We start from the raw sequence: 22,462 nt of genomic DNA, 5'->3' as shown, positions 1-22,462 counted from the left end.
TCGTGACGACCGTGGGGGCTTCCGCCGTGAGGACCGTCCGCAGGGCGGCGGGTACCGCCGTGAGGACCGGCCGCGCGGAGGGGGCCGCGAGGGCTTCCCGCAGCGGGGGCGGCATGAGGGGCAGGGCGGCGGCGAGGAGCGGACGCCCGTGCGCCGCCTGCCCATCGACGAGGACGTCACCGGCAACGAGATCGACGCCGACGTCCGTCAGGAGCTCATGAGCCTCCCCAAGACCCTCGCGGACGACGTCGCGAAGAACCTGGTGATGGTCGCCCGGCTGCTCGACTCCGACCCGGAGCGGGCCTACGGGTACTCCCGGGTGGCCCTGCGGCTGGCGTCCCGTGTGGCTGCCGTGCGCGAGGCGGCGGGGTTCGCCTCCTATGTGACGGAGCGGTACTCGGAGGCGCTGACCGAGTTCCGGGCTTCGCGGCGGATGACGGGCTCTGCGGAGCTGTGGCCGGTGATGGCGGACTGCGAGCGCGGTCTCGGCCGGCCGGAGCGGGCGCTGGAGATGGCCGGAGCCCCCGAGGTGAAGCAGCTGGACAAGGCGGGCCAGGTGGAGATGCGTCTCGTGGCCGCCGGCGCCCGCAGTGACCTCGGTCAGTTCGAGGCCGCGGTGGTCACGCTCGAGTCCCCGGAGCTCGCTTCCACGGCGGTACAGCCGTGGACGGCGCGGCTGCGGTACGCGTACGCCGACGCGCTGCTGAAGGTCGGGCGCGAGGACGAGGCGCGTGAGTGGTTCTCCAAGGCGGCCGAGGCGGACCAGAGTGGGGCCACGGACGCGGCGGAGCGGCTGGCCAGGCTGGACGGCATCGAGTTCGTCGACGCCCTGGACGCGGACGACGACGAGGTCGAGCACGCCGACGACCTGCCCGAGGAGGGCGAGGGCGAGTTCGCGGAGGGTCCGGGCGAGGACTACTACGAGGACGACGAGGAGGAGGACGAGGAAGAGGGCTTCGGTCCGAACCGGTCCACCTCCGAGGAGAAGTGACGGTTCGTCAGAACTGACTCACTCACACGGGTGAAGGGCCCCGGCGCGTGCAGCGCCCGGGCCCTTCTACGTCGTCAGTCCAGCAGAAGGCTTCGCAGGACGAGGCCGGAGGCGGGTTTGGGGCCGAAGGAGGTGGACTTGCGGGGCATGGTGATGCCCCGCTCGGCGAGGCGGCGGACGACGCCCTCCTCGACGGGGTGGAGCAGCACCGCCGTGCCGCCGTCCCGGCCTGCCTCGCGGACGGCTGCGTCGGCGTCATGGAGGTAGCCGATGTGCTCGGGATCGTCGGGGACGTTCCAGATCCGGTCGAGGAGGAGCGAGTGGAGCACGGTGGCGTCGAGACGCAGGTAGTCCTCAGGGAGTTCGGCAGGAAGCTCGGCGGAGAGTCGGAGGTGGGCCTGATGGGTGGTCAGCAGGAGCCGGCGGTCGTGGTCGGCGAGCAGGAAGGCGTTGAGCCCTTCCGCCTTGGCGGAGGCGAGGGCCTTGAGGGCTTCGGGGAGGGAGTCGGCGAGTGCCGTCGTGGTCCACTCCGGGCCGAGCCGGCCCAGTGCCTGGTCGAGCGGCAGTTGCCGCAGGACCCGGTGGATGGCGCGGACCTGGAGGGGGTAGCGGGCGGTGTCCACGAGCAGGACCATGCCCCAGTCCCAGGGGCTCTGCGCGAGATAGCGGTGCTCGCGCTGCAGGCGCCGGTACATCGCCCAGCGGTGGTGGCCGTCGGCGATCAGCGCCCGGCAGGTGGCCAGGTCGCCGCTGACGGCGGCGAGTTGGGCCGGGTTCGTGACGGCCCAGAGTCGGTGGCGGGTGCCGTCACTGGTGGTCGTGGTGAGCAGCGGCTCCGTCGCGGCGGCCGCTTCCACGACGGCGGCGGCGCGCCCGTCGCCGCGATAGGTGAGCAGCAGCGGTTCGAGGTTGGCCTTGGTGGTGCGCATCAGGCCGACGCGGTCGGCGACCGGGCGGGGCATCACGTCCTCGTGCGGGAGCACGATGCCCGCTCCTGGATCGCTGACGGCCAGGGCGGCGATCAGGCCGCGCTGGACGACGCCGTCCTGGCTCTGCTCGTAGACATAGAGGGCGGGCCGGGGGTCGGGCCGCAGGACGCCCTGCTGCTGCCATTGCTGGAGGAGCCGCGCGGCATGACGGTAGCCGTCCTCGGCCGTGGGCTCGGGGCGGGGCAGGATCAGCCGGACGATGTTGTGCGGGTCGGCGTCCTCGAGGCGCAGTTGGTCGTCGGGGGCGACGACGTCATAGGGGGGTGAGGTGACTGCGGCGAGGGAACTGATCCGCTCGGGGTCGTAGCGCAGGCCGCGGAAGGGGGCCACGGTGAGACCGCAGGCGCGGACTCGGCCGGCGTCGCCGTAACGGGCCTGGCTGCGGTCGTCTGCACTGACTTGGCTCACTCTGGGCATGTTAGACGGGTACGACGCGTTCTGAAGATCATCGGGTGGGCTGAGCGGACGAGCGGAAGGCAGGGGTGCCCAGTGCAGGACGGCGCGCGGGAGGCCGGTCAGGGACGGCCGAACGGGGATGTCTACGACTGGTTCCGGCGCGGCACCGAGCTGCTCGGCCAGGGGAACGCCGGGGCGGCGATGCAGTTGCTGGCCCGTGCGCTCGAGTCGGAGCCCGCTTCGCGGGCGATCCGGGAGGCATTGGCCCGGGCCCAGTTCGAGGCGCGGTCGTACGCGGAGGCGCTGGAGAACTTCCGGACGGTGGCGCTGGCGGATCCCTCGGACGACTATGCCCAGTTCGGCTGGGGGCTGTCGGCCGCCCGGCTCGGCGACTTCGAGGCCTCCGCCGAGCATCTGGCCCTGGCGGTCGCGATGAAGCCCCATGACAAGCACTACCGGGCGGCGCTGCGGCAGACCCGGGCCACGCTGAAGGCCCGGGCCGGCGGGTTCGGTACGGTCGGGGGTGAGGCGTCCCCGGCCTGACCCGTTCGCCGGACCTGAGACGACTCCGTTCCGCACCCCGTTCGGCATCTGCGCCGGACAGCCGACGACTGGGAGTACCGCGAGATGCCCGCCGAGCAGGAGCCCCCGCAGCAGCAGCCGCTCCACCAGGCCTACGACACGGCTCTGCTGGATCTGGACGGGGTGGTCTATGCCGGTCCGGACGCGATCCCCTTCGCGGTCGAGTCGCTGGACGCTGCGCGGTCGGCCGGGATGCACCTGGCCTACGTCACCAACAACGCCTCACGGACGCCCGAGGCGGTGGCGGCGCACCTGAGCGAGCTCGGGGTGCCCGCGGCGGCGGGGGACGTGATCACCTCGGCTCAGGCGGCGGCGCGGCTGGTGGCGGAGAAGGTGCCTGCGGGCTCGGCGGTGCTGGTCGTCGGCGGAGCCGGGCTGGTCCAGGCGGTGGAGGAGCGCGGGCTGCGTCCGGTCCGTTCGCTGGATGACGATCCGTCAGCCGTCGTTCAGGGCTACGACCCGAGCGTCGGCTGGCGGCAGTTGGCGGAGGCGGCCTACGCGGTGCAGCGCGGGCTGCCCTGGGTGGCGTCGAACACCGACATGACGATCCCCACGGCCCGTGGCACGGCGCCGGGGAACGGGACGCTGGTGGCGGCCGTACGCGCCGCGGTCGGCGTGGATCCGGAGGTGGCCGGGAAGCCGCTGCCGCCGATGCACCGGGAGACGGTGATCCGTACCGGGGCAAAGCGCCCGCTGGTGGTCGGGGACCGGCTCGACACGGACATCGAGGGCGCCTTCAACGGCGGGGTGGACAGCCTGCTGGTGCTCACCGGGGTCTCCCGGGCCGAGGAGCTGCCGCAGGCGTCGCCGAAGCACCGGCCCACCTATGTCGCCGCCGACCTGCGCGGGCTGCTGCGGGCGCAGCCCGCGCTTGTCGGCGGGGTGAGCCCGTCGTGCGGCGGCTGGTCGGCGGCCGTGGACGAGTCGGGTCGCGTCGTCTTCACGGCCCGCGGGGAGGACCCGTTCGACGGCCTGCGGGCGCTGTGCGCGCTGACGTGGCCGGCCGTCGACGCGGGCGAGCGGGTCCCGGAGTGGCGGAAGGCGCTGGCCGAGCTGGGCCTGGCGTAGGGCCGGTCCGGCCCTGGGCGCGGCCGGCGGCAGCGGTCAGAGCAGGCTGCGCAGTTTGAGCAGATCCAGGATCGAGGCCTCGAGCTTGACCCGGCCCGAGGCCCAGGCGGCGGCGAAGTTGAGACGTCCGTTGACCAGGGCCACGAGATCGTCGCCGGTCAGGGTGAGCCGGATCTGCGCCTTGTGCGGTGGACGGCCCTGGGTCTCCTTGAGGTCGTCGATCCGGCCGTCGTGCAGCCGGCCGGTGAAGGAGAGGTCGAGGTCGGTCACCCAGCAGCTGAGTGACCGGTCCAGCTGGGCCGCGGCGCGGGCGTTGCCGGTGGCCTTGCCGAGGTTCTCGCTGAACGTGGTCAGTGCCTGGCGGCACTCTTCGGGGCTGGCGGCCATGCGGTGACGTGCTCCTCGGTGCGGGTGGGGCGGCGCTGCGTGTGGTGGTGTGGGTGGTGCGGCTGCGACGCTACCGCAGGCCGGAGGCGGTAGCGTGGCGTCGTCGGAGGGAGGAGACCCGGATGCGTGACGTGGTACGCGGATACCTCAAGGCGGCAGCCGAGTTGACGACGGGCGCGGCGGCCGGGCTGCGGCGCCGGGCGGAGGACCTGGCGGCGGTGGCGGTGAGCCGCCCCGAGGAGCTGCCGGCGCACCTGCAGGGTGTCGCAGCCGAGGCGTTGGCGGCGGGTGTGCAGAACGGCGAGCTGCTGGTGGGCCTGGTCCGCTCCGAGGTGGAGAAGGCCTGGCACCGGGTCGGGGACGGCGTGGTGCAGCTGGGAGTCGTGCTGGAGCTGTTGGAGCGTCAGATCCGCCAGCTGCAGGGCGATTCGGAGCAGGGCCCGGTGGCTGAGGAGCGTCCGGAGCGGGAGCCGACGCAGGTGCGTCCGGTGCGGGTCCCGGTCGATGACGAGTCGGCAGGTGCGGTCGGCGCCGACGATGCGGAAGCGGCGGCCCGGCGGCGGTCCGCGGTCCCCGGGATGCGCAAGCGGGCTGCGGGGACGAGCCCGGCGGCGTCCGCTCCTGAGGGCCGGACGGGGCCGGCAGCTGGGCCCGCGACGCAGGGGGAGGACGACTCCGCTCCGCAGTCGGCTCCACGTAAGCGGGCGCAGAGCGGCGCCCGGGTGGCGAAGGCCGCCCCGGACGCCGCCAAGCCCGCGCCCCGTACAGGCGCGCCCGCCCAGCCGGAACCCGAGGCACCCGCGCCGGGGCAGAAGGCCCCGGCCGCGTCCCGCAAGGGGTCCTCAGGCGGCCGCGCGGGGAAGGGCCGGGCGGCCGCAGTGCCGGAAGCGGAGAGTGCCCGCGCGGGAGAGGGCCCGGCGTCCTCGGCGGCACCTGCGGCACCGGCGCGACCTGCCCGCAAGCGGGCTGAGGCCGGCGGGCAGGCGAAAACTGACGGCGGATCAGAGCGGGGCCAGGGCGCGCGGGGCACGAAGGCGGTGCCCGGTGGAGCGTCTCGGCAGCGGGCGGGGGCGGCCGAAGGCGGCGGGCCGACTGCTGACGTGCCGTCCGTCGGATCGGCCGCTGCGGGTAAGCAGGCGCGAAGTGCCCGGTCGGCGCAGGGTGGCGCGCACCGCGCGCCCGCGACGGAACCGGGAGACGGGGGCGCCGGCAGCGCGGCTGAGGCGCCGTCAGCCGGGCCGGCCGCCGCGCGCAAGCGGGCGGCGCAGAGCGCCCGGGCGAAGAAGGCCGCCCCGGGTGGGGCGGGCCCAGCCGCCGCGCCGGGAGAGGCGGTTGAGGGGACGACGGGCACCGGGGACGAGAGGACGAGCGGGGCAGGGGAGAATGGCTGAGGACATGGGGCCGGAGGCGCAGGTCGTCGAGACCGGGCATGCCGGGGTCGACGCCGCACTGGCGCGTCTCGCTGAGTTGGACGGGGTGCCGTCCGACGCGCGGGTCGCCGTCTACGAGGACGTGCACCAGCGGCTCAGGCAGACGCTGACCGCGCTGGACGAGCGCGGTGCGCACACGCCGGCCACCGTTCACCGCTGAACCCCAGCCCGCACGTCAACGAGTAGAACCGGTCAGGAGCTGAACCACCCGTGGCAGTCGCACGACGCCGTCTGGACGCCGAACTCGTCCGCCGCAAGCTGGCCCGGTCCCGGGAACACGCGAGCGAGCTGATCGCCGCGGGCCGGGTCACCGTGGGCGGGACGGTGGCGACCAAGTCCGCCACCCAGGTGGAGACCTCCGCCGCCGTCGTGGTCGCCAAGGACGAGAACGACCCCGACTACGTCTCCCGGGGCGGTCACAAGCTGGCCGGGGCGCTGGCCGCCTTCGTGCCGCAGGGCCTGCAGGTCGAGGGGCGGCGCTGCCTGGACGCGGGCGCGTCCACCGGCGGCTTCACCGACGTGCTGCTGCGCGCCGGCGTCCGCCAGGTGCTCGCCGTGGACGTCGGCTACGGGCAGTTGGCGTGGTCGCTGCAGAGCGACGACCGGGTCGTGGTGATGGACCGCACGAATGTCCGGGAACTGACGCTGGAGCAGATCGGCGGGGAGCCGGTGGATCTGGTCGTCAGCGACCTGTCCTTCATCCCGCTCGGGCTGGTGCTGCCCGCGTTGACCGGGGTCACCGCCGCGGAGGGTGACCTCGTCCTGATGGTGAAGCCCCAGTTCGAGGTGGGCAAGGAGCGGCTGGGCAGCGGCGGCGTGGTGCGCAGCCCGCAGCTGCGGCAGGAGATGATCGAGAAGGTCGCGGCCCAGGGAGCCGAACTCGGGCTCGGGGTGCGGGCGGTGACGGCGAGTCCGCTGCCCGGGCCCTCCGGCAACGTCGAGTACTTCCTGTGGTTCCGGCGGGACGCGCAAGCGCTGGATCCGGCCGATGCGGCCCGCGCGGTGGCCGAGGGGCCCCGCTGAGAGCGGCACTCGCGGGGTAGGGTCGAAGCGCGTTCACCGACCTGTCGCTGCGCTGCCCGGCCGAGGCTGTCCGGGCTTGCCGGAGGAGAGCTGCCGATGTCCGACCGTACGGTCTTCCTGCTCGCGCACACGGGCCGCGAAGCGGCTCTGAGCAGCGCGGAGAGCCTGGTCCAGGGCCTGTCCCGGGCCGGGATCGGGGTCCGCGTGCTGGCTGACGAGGCGCCCGACATGGGCTATCCGGCCGGGGTCGAGGAGGTGGCCACCGGGCCGGGCGCGGTCGAGGGCTGCGAGCTGGTCCTGGTTCTCGGCGGTGACGGCACGATCCTGCGCGGCGCCGAGCTTGCTCGCGAGGCCGGGGTGCCGCTGCTCGGGGTGAACCTCGGCCGGGTCGGCTTCCTGGCGGAGGCCGAGCGGGACGACCTCGACAAGGTCGTGGAGCGGGTGGTGGACCGCAACTACGAGGTCGAGGAGCGGATGACCATCGACGTCGTGGTGAAGAAGGACGGCCAAGTCGTGCACCGGGACTGGGCGTTGAACGACGCCTCGGTGGAGAAGGCCTCACGGGAGCGGATGATCGAGGTGGTCACCGAGGTGGATGGCCGCCCGGTGTCCAGCTTCGGCTGCGACGGCGTGGTCTGCGCCACCCCCACCGGCTCGACGGCGTACGCGTTCTCCGCGGGCGGCCCCGTGGTCTGGCCCGAGGTCGAGGCGATGCTGCTGGTGCCGATCAGCGCGCACGCGCTGTTCGCCCGGCCGCTGGTGACCTCCCCGCACTCGGTGCTGGCGGTGGAGGTGCAGCCGAAGACCGGGCACGGGGTGCTCTGGTGCGACGGCCGCCGCTCGGTCGAACTGCCGCCGGAGGCACGTGTGGAGGTCCGCCGCGGGCATGTCCCGGTGCGCCTCGCCCGGCTGCACCGGGCGCCCTTCTCCAAGCGGCTGGTGGCGAAGTTCGCCCTGCCGGTCACCGGCTGGCGCGGCGGGGCGCAGTAGCGGACCGGCTGCGCGGCCCTCCGGCTGATCCACTCGATCGGGGTCGCTCGTCGCGGAACCGGCCCCGGACCTCGTATCGTCAGGGGCGTGCTGGAGGAGATGCGGATACGAGCGCTCGGTGTGATCGAGGACGCCGTGGTGGAGTTGTCGCCCGGCTTCAACGTGGTCACCGGCGAGACCGGCGCGGGCAAGACCATGGTGGTCACCAGCCTGGGCCTGCTGCTGGGCGGTCGGGCCGATCCCGGGCTGGTGCGCAACGGGGCGGAGAAGGCGGTCGTCGAGGGCCGGGTGGACCTGCCGGCTGACTCACCGGCGGCGGACCGCGCCGAGGAGGCGGGCGCCGAGCTGGACGAGGGCGCGCTGCTGCTCAGCCGGACCGTCTCCGCCGAGGGACGCTCCCGGGCCCATGTCGGCGGCCGCTCCGTCCCGGTGAGCCTGCTGGCGACGCTGGGCGAGGACCTGATCGCCGTGCACGGGCAGAGCGACCAGCAGCGGCTGCTGCAGCCGGCGCGGCAGCGCGGCGCGCTGGACCGGTACGCGGGCGAGCCGGTGGCCCGGCTGCTGTCGGAGTACCAGTCGGCCTACCGGCGGCTGCGCGAGGTGAGTGCCGAGCTGGAGGAGCTGACGACGCAGGCGCGCGAGCGGGCGCAGGAGGCGGACCTGCTGCGCTTCGGCGTCGAGGAGGTCGCCGCGGCCGGGCCGCAGGCCGGGGAGGACGACGAACTCGCCGCCGAGTCCGAGAAGTTGGGCCACGCCGACGCGCTGGAGAACGCGGCCACGCTCGCCCATGGCGCGCTCGCCGGGGACGCCGGGCAGCCGGACATCGTCGACGCCGGGACCCTGCTGGCGCAGGCCCGCCGCGCCCTGGAGGGCGTGCGCGGCCACGATGCCGTGCTGGCCGCCATCGGCGACCGGCTCAACGAGGTGGGCTACCTGCTCGCCGATGTCGCCCAGGATCTGGCCTCCTACCTGGAGGACCTGGACGCGGACCCGGTGCGTCTGGCCGCGGTCGAGGAGCGGCGCTCGGTGCTGGCGCACCTGGTGCGCAAGTACGGCTCCGCCGAGGGCGGCGTCGCCGAGGTGCTGCGCTGGGCCGAGCAGGCCGCGCTGCGCCTGGCGGAGCTGGAGGGCGACGACGACCGGATCGGCGAGCTGCAGGCCGAGCAGGAGTCCCTGCGCGCCCAGGTGGCCGACCTGGCCGAGCGGCTGAGCGCCGCCCGGCACGAGGCGGCCGAGACCTTCGCGCAGGCGGTCACCGCCGAGCTGAAGGAGCTGGCCATGCCGCACGCCCGGGTGAGCTTCGGCATCACCCGCGCCGCGGACTTCGGCCCCTACGGCGTCGACGAGGTGGAGATCCTGCTGGCCCCGCACCCCGGCGCGCAGCCCCGGCCGATCGCCAAGGGCGCGTCCGGCGGTGAGCTGTCCCGCGTGATGCTGGCCGTGGAGGTGGTCTTCGCGGGCGCGGACCCGGTGCCGACCTACCTCTTCGACGAGGTCGACGCGGGCGTCGGCGGCAAGGCGGCGGTCGAGATCGGCCGGCGGCTGGCGCGACTGGCCCGCAGCGCACAGGTCGTGGTGGTCACCCACCTGCCGCAGGTGGCGGCCTTCGCGGACCGGCACCTGGTCGTGGAGAAGACGGTGGACGGCACCGTCACCCGGAGCGGCGTGAAGACCCTGGACGACGAGGAGCGGGTGCGCGAGCTCTCCCGGATGCTCGCGGGTCTGGAGGACTCCGAGCTGGGTCGCGCCCATGCGGAGGAACTCCTGGCCGCGGCCCGCGGGGTTGGCGACGATCCGCGCTGACCTGCCATTGTGTAAACCGTAGTCAGCCGGACATCGCCGACGCGGAGCAGAGGAGACGACGCGGAACGTGGAGCACACCGCCCCCGCACCGGACGCCCCGGACGGTCCCGAGGACGACGCGCCCGAACCCGGCACGCTGAACGCCGTCCTGGTGCTGGCCAGCACCAGCGGCGGCATCGGCGCGCACGTGCGCTCCCTGGCCCAGGGCCTGAGCGCGCACGGTCTCGAAGTCACCGTCTGCGGGCCGGAGGAGACGGACCGTCAGTTCGGCTTCTCCGGGACCGGTGCGCGCTTCCATCCGGTCGAGATCACGCCCACGCCCGGCGCGCGCAGCGACGCGGCGGCGGTGGGGGAGCTGCGCCGGGCCTTCGCCTCGGCGCGGGCCTCGCTGGTGCACGCGCACGGGCTGCGGGCCGCGCTCCTGTCCGACCTGGCGCTGCGCACGGCGCGGACGGACATCCCGCTGGTAGTGACGTCCCATCACGCGAACCTGGCGACAGGCGTGGAGCGGCGGCTGCTGCGGCTGATGGAGCGCAGGGTGGCCCGGGCGGCAGACCTGGTGCTGGGCGCCTCCTCCGACCTCGTCGCCCGCGCGCGTGACCTGGGGGCGGCGGACGCGCGGCTGGGCCCGGTCGCCGCGCCCCCACTGGCCCCGGCGGTCCGCAGCCGCGACGAGGTGCGCCTGGAGCTGCTGGGCAAGGACGCCGACCAGGACCGGCCCGTGGTGCTGGCGGTGGGGCGGCTGGTGCCGCAGAAGAACTTCCAGCTGCTGCTGGACGCCGCGACCGGCTGGAAGGCTGGAAAGGGCGGCGCCCAGGCTCCCTTGGTCGCCATCGCGGGCGAGGGCGCGGAGCAGGCGGCGCTGAAGGCGCTGATCAAGGCGGAGCGACTGCCCGTCAAGCTGCTCGGCTACCGCGAGGACGTCGCGGAGCTGCTGGCGGCGGCGGACGTGGTGGTGATCCCGTCGAGGTGGGAGGCCCGGTCGCTGGTGGCGCAGGAGGCCCTGCGGGCGGGGGTCCCGCTGGTGGCCACGGCGGTGGGCGGCCTGCCGGAGCTGGTGGGGGATGCGGCGGTCCTGGTCCCGCCGGGCGACGCGACGGCCCTGGCGGCGGCTGTCAGCGGGCTGCTGGCGTCGCCGGAGCAGCGCGCCGAGCTCGCGGCCCAGGGCCGCGCCCAGGCCGAGACGTGGCCCGACGAGGCGGACACGGTGGCCCAGGTGCTGTCCGTCTACGACGAGTTGGTGGCAGCCCCGTAGCGGACGGTGCCCGCGCCGGCCCCCGGCCTCCGGCCGGGTACCTCGGCCGAATCGGCCCCACCCCAGGCCTTCGGCCGGAGGTGAGCGCGTCCCAGGGCATGGCCGTCCACTTGCGGCCTTCGGCCGGAGGTGGGCGTGGGTGGGGGTGGCTGGGTGAGCCTTCGGTCGGAGGTGGACGTACTCGACGGCGCGGGCTGTCTGCCTGCTCGGCCTTCGGCCGGAGGTGTTCCTGGGTGTGGGTGGCTGGGTGAGCCTTCGGTCGGACGTGGGCGTGGCCCGACGGCGCGGGCCGTCCGCCCCGCTCGGCCTTCGGCCGGAGGTGCTCCCGGGCGGAGATGGCCCCTCCAGCCTTCGGTCCGAGACGGGCGTGTCCTACGGCGGGAGTCGCCCGCCGGCCTGGCCCCGGTTCAGGGGCCGCCGTGCTCAGAGGCGGGTGGGTGGTGTCCACGCGACGAGCATGCCGACGGTGGGCGGAGCCCTCATCGGGGCCAGGCGTGGCGGCGGGGAGCGCCGCGGAGTCGGTGCCTGGGCGCGGCCCTGGCCCGTGACGTGCTCGCGGCTGTCCGCGCCGGAGGCGGCACGCGGCCCGTGGGAGGCCGGAAGGGCGCCGACGAGGCGTTCGTCCCGGTGGCGGCCTGCGCACCGGTGTGGGGTGCGGCCAGGGGGCGGGCCTGCGAGCCGTCCCTCAGAGGCGCACACCCCCTCCGGGCTTCCGGCCGGAAGCGGGTACCGACGCGGCAGTTATCGAGTGACCGTCAGGGTGAAGCTGTCGTCCGGGTTCTGAGTGAGCGTCACCGCGGTCAGGTCCGCAACCGTCACCGTCGGGCCGTGGGCGGCCGCCGCGTGGCCGACGCCCACGACCCGCATGCCGGCGGCCAGGCCCGCGGCGACGCCGGCTGCAGAGTCCTCGAAGACGACGCAGTCGGCCGGGGCGACGCCGAGCTTCTCGGCCGCCTTGAGGAAGCCCTCCGGGTCCGGCTTGCTCGCGCTGACGTCCTCCGCGGTGATCCGCAGCGGGGGCATGCGCAGGCCGGCGGCAGCCATACGGGCGGTGGACAGCGCCACGTCCGCCGACGTCACCAGGGCGTGCGGCAGGTCTGCGACGGCGGCCAGCAGGGCCGCGGCACCGGCGATGGCGACGACGCCCTCGGTGTCCGCGGTCTCCTCCGCGAGCATCCGCGCGTTGTCGGCGAGGTTCTCCGCCATCGGGCGGTCCGGCAGCAGCAGGGCCATGCTCTCGTGGCCCTGGCGGCCGTGGACGACGCTCATCACGTGACCGACGTCGAGCCCGTGCCGGGCGGCCCAGCGGCCCCAGGTGCGCTCGACCGCCGCGCCCGAGTTGACCAGGGTGTTGTCCATGTCGAACAGGGCCGCGCGGGCGCTCAGTGTCACGAGGGCGTCGGTGGGCATGCGAGGGGGCTCCTTCCGGCTTTGTTCCTCAAGGATACAAAGCCGGAAGGAGCCCCCTCGAAGGCGGGTCAGAGCCCGGCCAGGCCGGTGACGGCGGAGAGGCGCAGGGCGGTGTCGATGAGGGGGACGTGGCTGAAGGCCTGGGGGAAGTTGCCGACCTGGCGTTGGAGGCGGGGGTCCCATTCCTCGGCGAGGAGGCCGAGGTCGTTGCGGATGGCCAGGAGGCGGTCGAAGAGGTCGCGGGCTTCCTGGACGCGGCCGATCATGGCGAGGTCGTCGGCGAGCCAGAAGGAGCAGGCGAGGAAGGCGCCTTCGTCGCCGGGGAGGCCGTCGACGCCTTCTTCGAGGCCGCTGGTGGGGTAGCGCAGGACGAAGCCGTCGGGGGTCATCAGTTCGCGTTGGATGGCTTCGATGGTGCCGATGACGCGTTTGTCGTCGGGGGGCAGGAAGCCGACCTGGGGGATGAGCAGCAGGGAGGCGTCGAGTTCTTTGGAGCCGTAGGACTGGGTGAAGGTGTTGCGTTCGGGGTCGTAGCCGTATTCGCAGACGTCGGCGTGGATGGTGTCGCGCAGGTCGCGCCAGCGGGTGAGGAGGTCCTGGTCGCCGGGTTCCTGCTGTTCGAGGAGGCGGATGGTGCGGTCGACGGCGACCCAGCACATGACTTTGGAGTGGACGAAGTGGCGGCGGGGGCCGCGGACTTCCCACAGGCCTTCGTCGGGTTCGTTCCAGTGGTCTTCGAGCCAGCCGATGAGGCGCAGTTGGAGGCGGGTGGCGTGGTCGTTGCGGACCAGGCCGGTCATGTGGGCGAGGTGGAGGGCTTCGACGACTTCGCCGTAGACGTCGAGTTGGAGTTGGTCGGCGGCTTCGTTGCCGATGCGGACGGGGGTGGAGTTCTCGTAGCCGGGGAGCCAGTCGAGGGTGGTTTCGGTGAGTTCGCGTTCGCCGGCGATGCCGTACATGATCTGGAGGTTCTCGGAGTCGCCGGCGACGGCGCGCAGGAGCCATTCGCGCCAGGCGCGGGCTTCTTCGCGGTAGCCGGTGCGCAGGAGGGAGGACAGGGTGATGGTGGCGTCGCGTAGCCAGGTGTAGCGGTAGTCCCAGTTGCGGACGCCGCCGATGTCCTCGGGCAGGGAGGTGGTGGGGGCGGCGACGATGCCGCCGGTGGGGGCGTAGGTGAGGGCTTTGAGGGTGATCAGGGAGCGGATGACCGGTTCGCGGTAGGGGCCGTGGTAGGTGCACTGGTCGACCCATTCGCGCCAGAAGGAGGCGGTGGTGGCCAGGGCGTCCTCGGGGTCGGGGAGGTCGGGTGGGGCGAGGTGGGAGGCCTGCCAGGTGAGGGCGAAGGCGACGCGTTCGCCGGCTTTGACGGTGAGGTCGGCGTAGGTGGTCAGGTCGCGGCCGTAGGTGTCGGAGTCGCCGTCGAGCCAGACGGAGTCGGGTCCGGCGACGGCGACGGTGCGGGTGACGTCGTCCTGTTCGATGCGGTGGACCCAGGGGACGATGCGGCCGTAGGAGAAGCGCATGCGGACGGCGGAGCGCATGCGGACGCTGCCGCTGAGGCCTTCGACGATGCGGATGATCTGGGGGACGGCGCCGTGTTCGGGCAGGCCGCGGGGGGGCATGAAGTCGGTGACGCGGACGGTGCCGCGGGGGGTGTCCCATTCCTGTTCGAGGATGAGGGAGTCGCCGCGGTAGCGGCGGCGGGTGGCGGGTTGGGCCGGAGCGGTGGCGGTGGGGGGCAGGACGCGGAACTCGCCGGAGTCGGCGAAGGAGTACGGGGCCTGGGCCACCGGGGCGGGTTCGCTGTGGGGCTCGGCGGGGCCGATGCGCCAGAAGCCGTGCTCGTCCGTGCCGAGCAGCCCGGCGAACACGGCCGGGGAGTCGAAGCGGGGCAGGCACAGCCAGTCGATGGCACCGTCACGGCTGACCAGTGCGGCGGTCTGCATGTCACCGATGAGTGCGTAGTCCTCGATGCGGGCGGCCACGGGGCATCTCCTGATTCGCGGGAAGACGGCATCGCAGGGGCTGCGTCGACGCTGCGGATACGCTCTGGGGGACACATCCGGAATGCGTCCGTGCAGAATACTTCCACGCCTGTGCCGGGTGGGAACTGCGGGGCGGACCGGCGCGCCGGGATCGGCCGGCCCGAGCGGTCGGCCAGGGGCACTGATACCCTGGTACTCCGTGGACTGGTGCGCTGCACCGCCTGGATCCACCACCTCAGCCACCCCCGGCGTCGCCGCCGAGACCGGGTGCGGGTGATGATGACGCGACCACGGGAGCCCCCTCTTGGCACAGCCCCATTCCGGCAAGTCCGGCACGACGACCAAGCACATCTTCGTCACCGGGGGCGTCGCCTCCTCGCTGGGCAAGGGCCTGACGGCCTCCAGCCTGGGCGCTCTGCTCAAGGCCCGCGGTCTGCGGGTGACCATGCAGAAGCTGGACCCGTACCTGAACGTGGATCCCGGCACGATGAACCCGTTCCAGCACGGCGAGGTCTTCGTCACCGACGACGGCGCCGAGACCGACCTGGACATCGGCCACTACGAGCGCTTCCTCGACACCAACCTGCACGGCTCGGCCAACGTGACGACCGGTCAGATCTACTCGACCGTCATCGCCAAGGAGCGCCGCGGCGAGTACCTGGGCGACACCGTCCAGGTCATCCCGCACATCACCAACGAGATCAAGTCCCGGATCCGCCGGATGGCGACCGAGGACGTGGACGTCGTCATCACCGAGGTCGGCGGCACGGTCGGCGACATCGAGTCGCTGCCGTTCCTGGAGTCGGTGCGCCAGGTCCGGCACGAGGTCGGCCGCGACAACGTCTTCTTCGTGCACGTCTCGCTGCTGCCCTACATCGGCCCGTCCGGCGAGCTGAAGACCAAGCCGACCCAGCACTCGGTCGCCGCGCTGCGCAACATCGGCATCCAGCCCGACGCCATCGTGCTGCGCGCCGACCGCGAGGTGCCGCAGGCGATCAAGCGCAAGATCTCGCTGATGTGCGACGTGGACGAGGAGGCCGTGGTCGCGGCCATCGACGCCAAGTCCATCTACGACATCCCGAAGGTGCTGCACGGCGAGGGCCTGGACGCCTATGTCGTCCGCCGGCTGGACCTGGCGTTCCGCGACGTGGACTGGACCCAGTGGGACGACCTGCTGCGCCGGGTCCACGAGCCCAGCCGGACGGTGAAGATCGCCTTGGTCGGCAAGTACATCGACCTGCCGGACGCCTACCTGTCCGTGACGGAGGCGCTGCGCCACGGCGGCTTCGCCAACTCCGCGAAGGTCGAGATCAAGTGGGTCACCTCGACCGACTGCGAGACCCCCGAGGGTGCCCGGCAGCAGCTGGGCGACGTCGACGCCATCTGCATCCCGGGCGGCTTCGGCGAGCGCGGCGTGGACGGCAAGGTCGCCGCGATCCGCTACGCGCGGGAGAACGGCGTGCCGCTGCTGGGACTGTGCCTGGGCCTGCAGTGCGTGGTCATCGAGGCGGCCCGGAATCTGGCGGGGCTGCCGGAGGCGAACTCGACGGAGTTCGACCCCTCGGCCAAGCACCCGGTGATCTCGACGATGGCCGAGCAGCTGGAGATCGTCGACGGCAAGGGCGACCTGGGCGGCACCATGCGGCTGGGCCTCTACCCGGCGAAGCTCGCCGAGGGCTCGATCGTGCGCGAGGTCTACGGCGACGAGCAGTACGTGGAGGAGCGCCACCGGCACCGCTACGAGGTCAACAACTCGTACCGCGGCGAGCTGGAGAAGGCGGGCCTGGTGTTCTCGGGGCTGTCGCCCAAGGGCGACCTGGTGGAGTACGTCGAGTACCCCCGTGAGACGCACCCCTACCTGGTCGCGACGCAGGCCCACCCGGAGCTGAAGTCCCGCCCGACGCGTCCGCACCCGCTCTTCGCGGGCCTGGTGGCCGCGGCGATCAAGCGCCAGGACGGCGAGTAGGTCCTCCCGCGACACGAGGGCTGACGAACAGCGCACCGCCCACGGCGATCCGACCGCGTCCGCGGGTCGGATCGCCGTGGGCGGTGCGCTGTGTGGTTGCATGGCTGGGCATCGATCGCGGAGGTGGGCAAGTGGGGAACGGGCCTGTGCAGGACAGTGCGGAGGAGTGGGAGGTCGTCGGCTCGCGGACGTCGTTCCACGGGAAGGTCTGGGACATCACGACCGACGAGGTCGTGATGCCGGACGGCAAGGTCTCCGCGCGCGACTACCAGCAGCACACCGGGGCCGTCGGCGTCCTCGCGCTGAACGAGGCCGGTGAGGCGCTGCTGGTGCGTCAGTACCGCCACCCGGTCCGGCAGAAGCTGTGGGAGCTGCCCGCGGGGCTGCTCGACGTGCCGGGGGAGCACCCGCTCAAGGCGGCCCAGCGCGAGCTGTACGAGGAGGCCCATCACGAGGCCGGCGACTGGCGGGTGCTGGTCGACATCTACCCGTCGCCCGGCGGGTCCTCGGAGGCGATCCGGGTCTTCCTGGCCCGGAACGTGAGCGAGGTCAGCGGGGAGCGCTTCGAGGCGGAGGGGGAGGAGCTGGACCTGGAGCTGCGCTGGGTGCCTCTCGACGAGATGGTCCGCGGCATCCTCGCCGGGGAACTGCACAACGCCGCGATGGTCACCGCCGCGCTCGCCGCCAAGGCGGCGCTGGCCGGGGACGGCCTGGACGCGCTCCGGCCCGCCGACGCCGCCTGGCCCGCCCGGCCGTTCGAGTGACCGCGAGGCGCTGAGAACGCCGCGCCCGCGGAGCCGACGGTCCGTCAACTACGCTGCGACTGGGCTGGTCCGAACCTCGGTCAGGGCACTTCGGCGGGAGTGGCGCAGTGGATCCGATCGCGAACGCGGCAAGGAACGCGGTGGCGCTGCCGTCCGCTCCGGCGGACTTCGCCGGGCGGCACGGCGAGGTCGCGCAGCTGCGCGAGGAGGTCCGGCGCGCCCGGCGCGCCGCTGACGGATCGTCACGGCAGCCGACCGTGCTCGTCGTCGCCGGTCGTCCCGGCTCGGGGCGGACGGCGCTGGCGCTGAAGCTGGCCGGGGAGTTGGCCGGGGAGTTGGCCGGAGGGCTGTCCGCCGAGCAGCAGGACGCCGCCTGGTACCTGCGGTTGCGTGAGGCCGACGGCACCCCGGTGGCGCCCGAGGCGGCGGCCGAGCTGCTGCTGCGCGCGGCCGGCAGCGCGCTGCGGCTGCCCCTGGCGAAGGCCCCGGACGCGGCCGCCCCGCGCGGGGAAGCCGCTGCGGATGCCGGACCGGAGCCGGATCCGGAGGTCCTCGGCTCCGCCGCGCGCCCTGCGGGTTTCGCCGCACTGCGGGGTGCGGCGCCCGGAGGGTTCGCCGGCTTCGCGCTGCGCAGGGCGCTCGCGGGCAGGCGGTTCGTGCTCGTCCTCGACGACGTCGTCGAGTCCGCGCAGGTGGAGGCGGTGCTCGCGGAGGACGCGCCGGAGGCGGTGGTCATCGCGGTGTCGGACGGGCCGCTCGTCGGGGTGGCCGGTGCCCGGCCCTGTGTCGTGGGCGCGTTGGAGCACGCCGCCGCCGTGCAACTGCTCGTCCGGTTCGCGGGGGAGACCCGCATCGTCGTGGATCCGGTGGCGGCCCACCGGTTGGTGGAGGAGCTCGCGGGGCAGCCGGGCGCGCTGCGCCTGGCCGGGGCGTGGCTCCGGTCGCGTCCCCGGGCCTCGGTCACCGACGTGCTGCGGGAGTTGCGGGGCGAGCCGGGCAGGCTGCCCGGCACCGCCCGGCCCGGCACGGAACCGCTGCTCCGGGCGTTCGAACTCGTGCACACCGGACTGGCTCAGGCCGCGCGGCGGCTGCTGCGGCTGATCGCGCTCGCGCCCGGAGGGCTGGTGGACGCCAGGACCGCGTCCGCCCTGCTCGGTACCCCCGTCGAAGCCGCCGAGGGGCTGCTCGACGTGCTCGCCGCCCACGAGTTGACGGTGCGTCAGGGCCCGCACCACCGGCTGCCCGGCTGGGCGCGGCCGGTGGTCGCGGCGCTGGCCGCGGCCGAGCGCCCGGCCGAGGTCGAGCTGGCCCGGGCCCGGCTCCTGGAGCGCGAGATCCGCCTGCTCGGCGCGGCCGTGCACCGCCTCGGCGGCGGGCCGCCGCCCGAGCCGCTGCCCGCCCCGCTGCGGCTGCACTCGGCGCAGCAGGCCTGGGACTGGCTGGACGGCGAACTGCCCGTGCTGCAGGCCGCGACCCGGGTGGAAGGACTCGACGGAGCGGTGCTGCGGCTGGCGACGTTGCTGGTCCGGGCGCTGCCGCTGTGGGCGGGCGGGGCCGCCGACCTCGGGCCCCAGCTGTACCGACTGCACGACCGGGTACGGGAGTTGGCTTGCCGGACCCGGCAGCCGCAGCGCGAGGCCGCGGCGCTGCTCAACCTGGGCGACCTGCACGCGCGGGCCGGGGAGCACGAGCGGGCGCTGGAGCGCTATCGCGCCGCGCTGGGTCCGGCGAAGGCGGCCGAGGACCAGCTCGCGGTGGGCCGGATCCTCGAGGCGGCCGCCGGTGCGTACCGGGCGAGCGGGGACCTGGTCCGGGCCGTGGACTGGTACGGCCGGGCGCTCAGCCTGCGGCGCAAGCGCGGCGAGCGCGCCGAGGAGGCGCGGCTGCTGGAACGGCTGGCGGCCACCCACTGCGCGCAGGGCCGGCAGGCGGAGGCGGTGCGCGAGTACCGGTCCGCCGCCGGGGCGCGGCGCAAGCTCGGGGACGAGGCAGGACTGGTCGGCACCCTGCTCGGGCTGGCCCGCGCCCAGGAGCCGCAGGGCGCCGAAGCGGTGCTGAAGACGCTGCGCGAGGCGCTGGAGACGGCGCGCCGGCTGCGGGACGGACGTCAGGGGGCCGTGCTGCTGCGGATGGCCGAGGTGCTGGAGTCGTCCGGCGACGCCGAGGGCGCCCGGCTCACCCGGGACCAGGCCCGGGCCCTGGGCACGGCCGGGGGCACGGCGGAGGGCACGGTCGGTGGCGGGCCCACGCTGCCCCCGGCCCGGGGCGGCAGCCCCGTTGCGATTGAATGACCGAATTGACCGTTTCGCATGGGAATAGACCTTGGCGCGCCGATGCAAGCCTACGAAACTGCCAATCCAATCCGGATTCTTGGTCGGTTTGTAAGGCTGGCGCACTCCTCCGGCTTCATTACACTCGAAGGTGTCCACACGGCAGCGTCGCCGTGCGGCGCCCCGTCGGCTGCACCGGTCGTCGGGCTCCCCCATGTGCAAGGGACGTGTTAGCCGTGAAGGTCGGCATCCCCCGCGAGGTCAAGAACCACGAGTACCGCGTGGCCATCACGCCGGCAGGCGTGCACGAGCTGGTCCGCAACGGGCACCAGGTCTTCATCGAGAACAACGCCGGTGTGGGTTCCTCCATCCCGAACGAGGAGTACGTCGCCGCCGGCGCCACCGTCCTCGACACCGCGGACGAGGTCTGGGCCACCGCCGACCTCCTGCTCAAGGTGAAGGAGCCCATCGCCGAGGAGTACCACCGCCTCCGCAAGGACCAGGTGCTCTTCACCTACCTCCACCTGGCCGCGTCCCGCGAGTGCACCGACGCGCTGCTGGAGTCCGGCACCACCGCCATCGCCTACGAGACGGTGCAGCTGGCCAACGGCGCGCTGCCGCTGCTCGCGCCGATGTCCGAGGTCGCGGGCCGACTGGCCCCGCAGGTCGGCTCCTACCACCTGATGCGTCCGGCCGGCGGCCGCGGCGTGCTGCCCGGCGGCGTGCCCGGCACCCACCCGGCCAAGGCGGTCGTCATCGGCGGCGGCGTCTCGGGCTGGCACGCGGCCACCATCGCCATCGGCATGGGCTACGACGTGACCCTGCTCGACCGCGACATCAACAAGCTGCGCGAGGCCGACAAGGTCTTCGGCACCAAGGTCAAGGCCATCGCCTCCAACGCCTTCGAGCTGGAGAAGGCCGTCCTCGAGGCCGACCTGGTCATCGGTGCGGTGCTGATCCCCGGCGCCAAGGCCCCGAAGCTGGTCACCAACGAGCTGGTCTCCCGGATGAAGCCGGGCTCGGTGCTCGTCGACATCGCCATCGACCAGGGCGGCTGCTTCGAGGACTCGCACCCCACCACGCACGCCGAGCCGACCTTCCAGGTCCACAACTCGGTCTTCTACTGCGTGGCCAACATGCCGGGCGCGGTGCCGAACACCTCCACCTACGCGCTGACCAACGCGACCCTGCCGTACATCGTCGCGCTGGCCAACAAGGGCTGGAAGCAGGCGCTGCGCGACGATGCCGCGCTGGCCAAGGGCCTCAACACGCACGAGGGTCAGCTGACCTACGCCGAGGTCGCCGAGGCCCACGGGCTCTCCTCCGTGGCCCTGGCCGACGTGCTCGCCTGATTCCCTCGTCACGGCCGAGCAAGCCCCGGGCGGGGCACTGCAGTTCGCTGCGGTGCCCCGCCCGGGGGCGTTTTCTGGCGGCCCGTCAATTCCGCGCCGGGCAACTCACCCCGCGCGGTCGCCGCTGACGGCAGGCCGAAGAACGTATCTACGGTGCCCCGACCGGGGGTTGAGAACGCGCCCGAGTGTGTGTGCTGTGGCTGTTCGGTGATCTAGTCATATCGACATGTTGGTTCATGCATCACTGGTGTGCTGGTTGACGCTACTGTGTCGTTGCTAGGCTGCGGGACGGCACGTGCCGCCCGGTGGAGGGGGCAAAGCCCCGAAGCCTGGACACGACGGCGGTCGCCAAGGAGGTAAGACGACTTGTGAATGAGTCGACATTTGCTCCCGGGGGTGGCGCGGACGCCCCGAGCCAGCCGGCAGCCGGCGACTCCGCGGTCCGCACCTTCGAGGCACGTCAGCAGCAGCCCGGCTACCCGAGCCTGGAGTTCCCGATTTCCGATCACGACGCCCTGCGCTACGCGGGCGGCCTGGACGCGCCCATCGAGCCCGGTCTGGTCTACGCCAGCGATCTGGGGGACGGTCAGTTCTACGACCCCGACGCCGAGTACGAGCCCGATCCCGAGTACGCCGCCACGCTCGCGCCGGATGCCGCGCGCCAGCGCCGCGAGCGCGTCGGGCCCACCGGTCGGCCGCTGCCGTACTTCCCGATCCCGACGCCGCTGGCCGAGCACGGTCCCGCGCGGATCGTCGCCATGTGCAACCAGAAGGGCGGCGTCGGCAAGACCACGTCGACCATCAACCTGGGCGCGGCGCTTGCCGAGTACGGCCGCCGGGTGCTGCTGGTGGACTTCGACCCGCAGGGCGCGCTCTCGGTCGGCCTCGGCGTCAACCCGATGGAGCTCGACCTCACCGTCTACAACCTGCTCATGGAGCGGGGCCTGACGGCGGACGAGGTGCTGCTGAAGACGGCCGTGCCCGGCATGGACCTGCTGCCCAGCAACATCGACCTGTCGGCCGCCGAGGTGCAGCTGGTCAGCGAGGTGGCCCGGGAGTCCGCGCTGGCGCGGGCGCTCAAGCCGCTGCTCAACGACTACGACTACATCATCATCGACTGCCAGCCCTCGCTGGGCCTGCTCACGGTCAACGCGCTCACCGCCGCGCACAGCGTCATCGTGCCGCTGGAGTGCGAGTTCTTCGCACTGCGCGGCGTCGCGCTGCTGACCGAGACGATCGAGAAGGTCTGCGAGCGGCTCAACCCCGAGCTGCGGCTCGACGGCATCCTGGCCACCATGTACGACTCGCGCACGGTGCACAGCCGCGAGGTGCTGGCCCGGGTCGTCGAGGCGTTCGGCGAGCACGTCTTCCACACCGTCATCGGGCGCACCGTCCGCTTCCCGGAGACCACGGTCGCCGGGGAGCCGATCACCACCTACGCCTCCAACTCGGTCGGCGCCGCCGCCTACCGCCAGCTGGCCAGGGAGGTGCTCGCCCGGTGCCCCGTCGAGTGACACTCCCGGGAGCGGACGAACTGTTCCGGACCACCGGGGGGACGGCACTCACGCCCACGCCGAGGGCGGCGTCCGACGCGGCGTCGGCTCCCGCTACCGAGGCGGGGCCGGGCGCCGAGCACGCGGCGGCCCCGGCGGAGCAGCCCACCGTGCCGGCCGGCCGCAGGCCGCTGGCCGACGGAGGCGCGGCCCCGCAGCCTGGCGTCGCCGGGCCGGCCGGGGCGACGACGGCGGCATCCGCCGTGAACGGGACGCAGGGGGTGCCCGGCGGGCACCGCGTGAGGGGG

Annotated in this window: 18 protein-coding genes and 1 pseudogene; 15 read left to right on the top strand and 4 right to left on the bottom strand. The window is 73.6% G+C overall.

Features of this window, described 5'->3' with window-relative positions; genetic code table 11:
• The first annotated feature begins 217 nt into the window (after window positions 1-217).
• Entirely contained in the window at window positions 218-991 is a 774-nt protein-coding gene (locus ACFP3V_RS09310; RefSeq protein ID WP_380581822.1) for a tetratricopeptide repeat protein, read from the top strand.
• Between the two features lie 74 nt (window positions 992-1,065).
• Here ACFP3V_RS09310 and ACFP3V_RS09305 read toward each other — a convergent pair whose 3' ends face one another.
• Window positions 1,066-2,310 (bottom strand): DUF1015 family protein, encoded by a 1,245-nt coding sequence (locus ACFP3V_RS09305; RefSeq protein ID WP_380581820.1) that lies wholly within the window; start codon window positions 2,308-2,310, stop codon window positions 1,066-1,068.
• Between the two features lie 159 nt (window positions 2,311-2,469).
• Between ACFP3V_RS09305 and ACFP3V_RS09300 the strand changes: the two genes are divergently transcribed.
• Both ACFP3V_RS09300 and ACFP3V_RS09295 read left to right on the top strand, forming a co-directional pair.
• Window positions 2,470-2,919: a tetratricopeptide repeat protein gene (locus tag ACFP3V_RS09300; protein ID WP_380581812.1), complete on the top strand. Its 450-nt coding sequence runs from the start codon at window positions 2,470-2,472 to the stop codon at window positions 2,917-2,919.
• An 84-nt stretch (window positions 2,920-3,003) separates the two neighbouring features.
• Complete coding sequence (locus tag ACFP3V_RS09295) at window positions 3,004-4,026, top strand: HAD-IIA family hydrolase (RefSeq protein ID WP_380581810.1); 1,023 nt, start codon at window positions 3,004-3,006, stop codon at window positions 4,024-4,026.
• Between the two features lie 36 nt (window positions 4,027-4,062).
• Here ACFP3V_RS09295 and ACFP3V_RS09290 read toward each other — a convergent pair whose 3' ends face one another.
• Window positions 4,063-4,413 (bottom strand): SCP2 sterol-binding domain-containing protein, encoded by a 351-nt coding sequence (locus tag ACFP3V_RS09290; RefSeq protein WP_380581808.1) that lies wholly within the window; start codon window positions 4,411-4,413, stop codon window positions 4,063-4,065.
• 122 nt (window positions 4,414-4,535) lie between these two features.
• On the opposite strand from ACFP3V_RS09290, the gene ACFP3V_RS09285 reads away from it, so the two are divergent.
• From ACFP3V_RS09285 to ACFP3V_RS09260, 6 genes are all read left to right on the top strand, one after another.
• The gene (locus tag ACFP3V_RS09285) at window positions 4,536-5,804 is read left to right on the top strand and encodes a hypothetical protein (RefSeq protein ID WP_380581806.1); all 1,269 of its coding nucleotides are present in this window, start codon (window positions 4,536-4,538) and stop codon (window positions 5,802-5,804) included.
• A complete protein-coding gene (locus ACFP3V_RS09280) occupies window positions 5,797-6,003 on the top strand; it encodes a hypothetical protein (RefSeq protein ID WP_380581804.1) in 207 nt (68 codons plus the stop codon). Before ACFP3V_RS09285 ends, ACFP3V_RS09280 begins: the two co-directional genes overlap by 8 nt.
• Before the next feature lie 50 nt (window positions 6,004-6,053).
• A complete protein-coding gene (locus tag ACFP3V_RS09275) occupies window positions 6,054-6,866 on the top strand; it encodes a TlyA family RNA methyltransferase (protein WP_380581802.1) in 813 nt (270 codons plus the stop codon).
• A 96-nt stretch (window positions 6,867-6,962) separates the two neighbouring features.
• On the top strand, window positions 6,963-7,856 hold the full coding sequence (locus tag ACFP3V_RS09270; protein ID WP_380581800.1) for an NAD kinase: 894 nt from the start codon (window positions 6,963-6,965) through the stop codon (window positions 7,854-7,856).
• Between the two features lie 75 nt (window positions 7,857-7,931).
• Complete coding sequence (gene recN, locus ACFP3V_RS09265; protein WP_380581818.1) at window positions 7,932-9,659, top strand: DNA repair protein RecN; 1,728 nt, start codon at window positions 7,932-7,934, stop codon at window positions 9,657-9,659.
• Window positions 9,660-9,726: 67 nt separating this feature from the next.
• The gene (locus tag ACFP3V_RS09260) at window positions 9,727-10,914 is read left to right on the top strand and encodes a glycosyltransferase family 4 protein (protein WP_380581798.1); all 1,188 of its coding nucleotides are present in this window, start codon (window positions 9,727-9,729) and stop codon (window positions 10,912-10,914) included.
• Window positions 10,915-11,655: 741 nt separating this feature from the next.
• Here ACFP3V_RS09260 and ACFP3V_RS09255 read toward each other — a convergent pair.
• Window positions 11,656-12,324: an HAD-IA family hydrolase gene (locus ACFP3V_RS09255; protein WP_380581796.1), complete on the bottom strand. Its 669-nt coding sequence runs from the start codon at window positions 12,322-12,324 to the stop codon at window positions 11,656-11,658.
• A 68-nt stretch (window positions 12,325-12,392) separates the two neighbouring features.
• Window positions 12,393-14,309 carry a glycoside hydrolase family 15 protein gene (locus tag ACFP3V_RS09250; RefSeq protein ID WP_380581794.1) on the bottom strand — a complete coding sequence of 639 codons (1,917 nt, stop codon included), beginning with the start codon at window positions 14,307-14,309 and terminating at the stop codon, window positions 12,393-12,395.
• A gap of 304 nt (window positions 14,310-14,613) precedes the next feature.
• On the opposite strand from ACFP3V_RS09250, the gene ACFP3V_RS09245 reads away from it, so the two are divergent.
• The 6 genes and pseudogenes from ACFP3V_RS09245 to ACFP3V_RS09220 all read left to right on the top strand — a co-directional run.
• Entirely contained in the window at window positions 14,614-16,275 is a 1,662-nt protein-coding gene (locus ACFP3V_RS09245; protein WP_380581792.1) for a CTP synthase, read from the top strand.
• Window positions 16,276-16,406: 131 nt separating this feature from the next.
• Complete coding sequence (locus tag ACFP3V_RS09240; RefSeq protein WP_380581790.1) at window positions 16,407-17,039, top strand: NUDIX domain-containing protein; 633 nt, start codon at window positions 16,407-16,409, stop codon at window positions 17,037-17,039.
• Between the two features lie 107 nt (window positions 17,040-17,146).
• Window positions 17,147-19,330 (top strand): hypothetical protein, encoded by a 2,184-nt coding sequence (locus ACFP3V_RS09235; RefSeq protein ID WP_380581788.1) that lies wholly within the window; start codon window positions 17,147-17,149, stop codon window positions 19,328-19,330.
• A gap of 215 nt (window positions 19,331-19,545) precedes the next feature.
• A complete protein-coding gene (gene ald, locus ACFP3V_RS09230; RefSeq protein WP_380581786.1) occupies window positions 19,546-20,661 on the top strand; it encodes an alanine dehydrogenase in 1,116 nt (371 codons plus the stop codon).
• A 368-nt stretch (window positions 20,662-21,029) separates the two neighbouring features.
• Complete coding sequence (locus ACFP3V_RS09225) at window positions 21,030-22,175, top strand: ParA family protein (protein WP_380581784.1); 1,146 nt, start codon at window positions 21,030-21,032, stop codon at window positions 22,173-22,175.
• Window positions 22,160-22,462 (top strand): annotated as a pseudogene (locus ACFP3V_RS09220) (hypothetical protein); the annotation flags it as partial. The gene ACFP3V_RS09225 and the pseudogene ACFP3V_RS09220, both read left to right, overlap by 16 nt.

Origin of the sequence: Streptacidiphilus monticola, assembly GCF_042658505.1 — a bacterium.
In the GTDB taxonomy this organism is placed as follows: Bacteria; Actinomycetota; Actinomycetes; order Streptomycetales; family Streptomycetaceae; genus Streptacidiphilus; species Streptacidiphilus monticola.
This window is presented reverse-complemented; position numbering and strand designations above follow the sequence as displayed.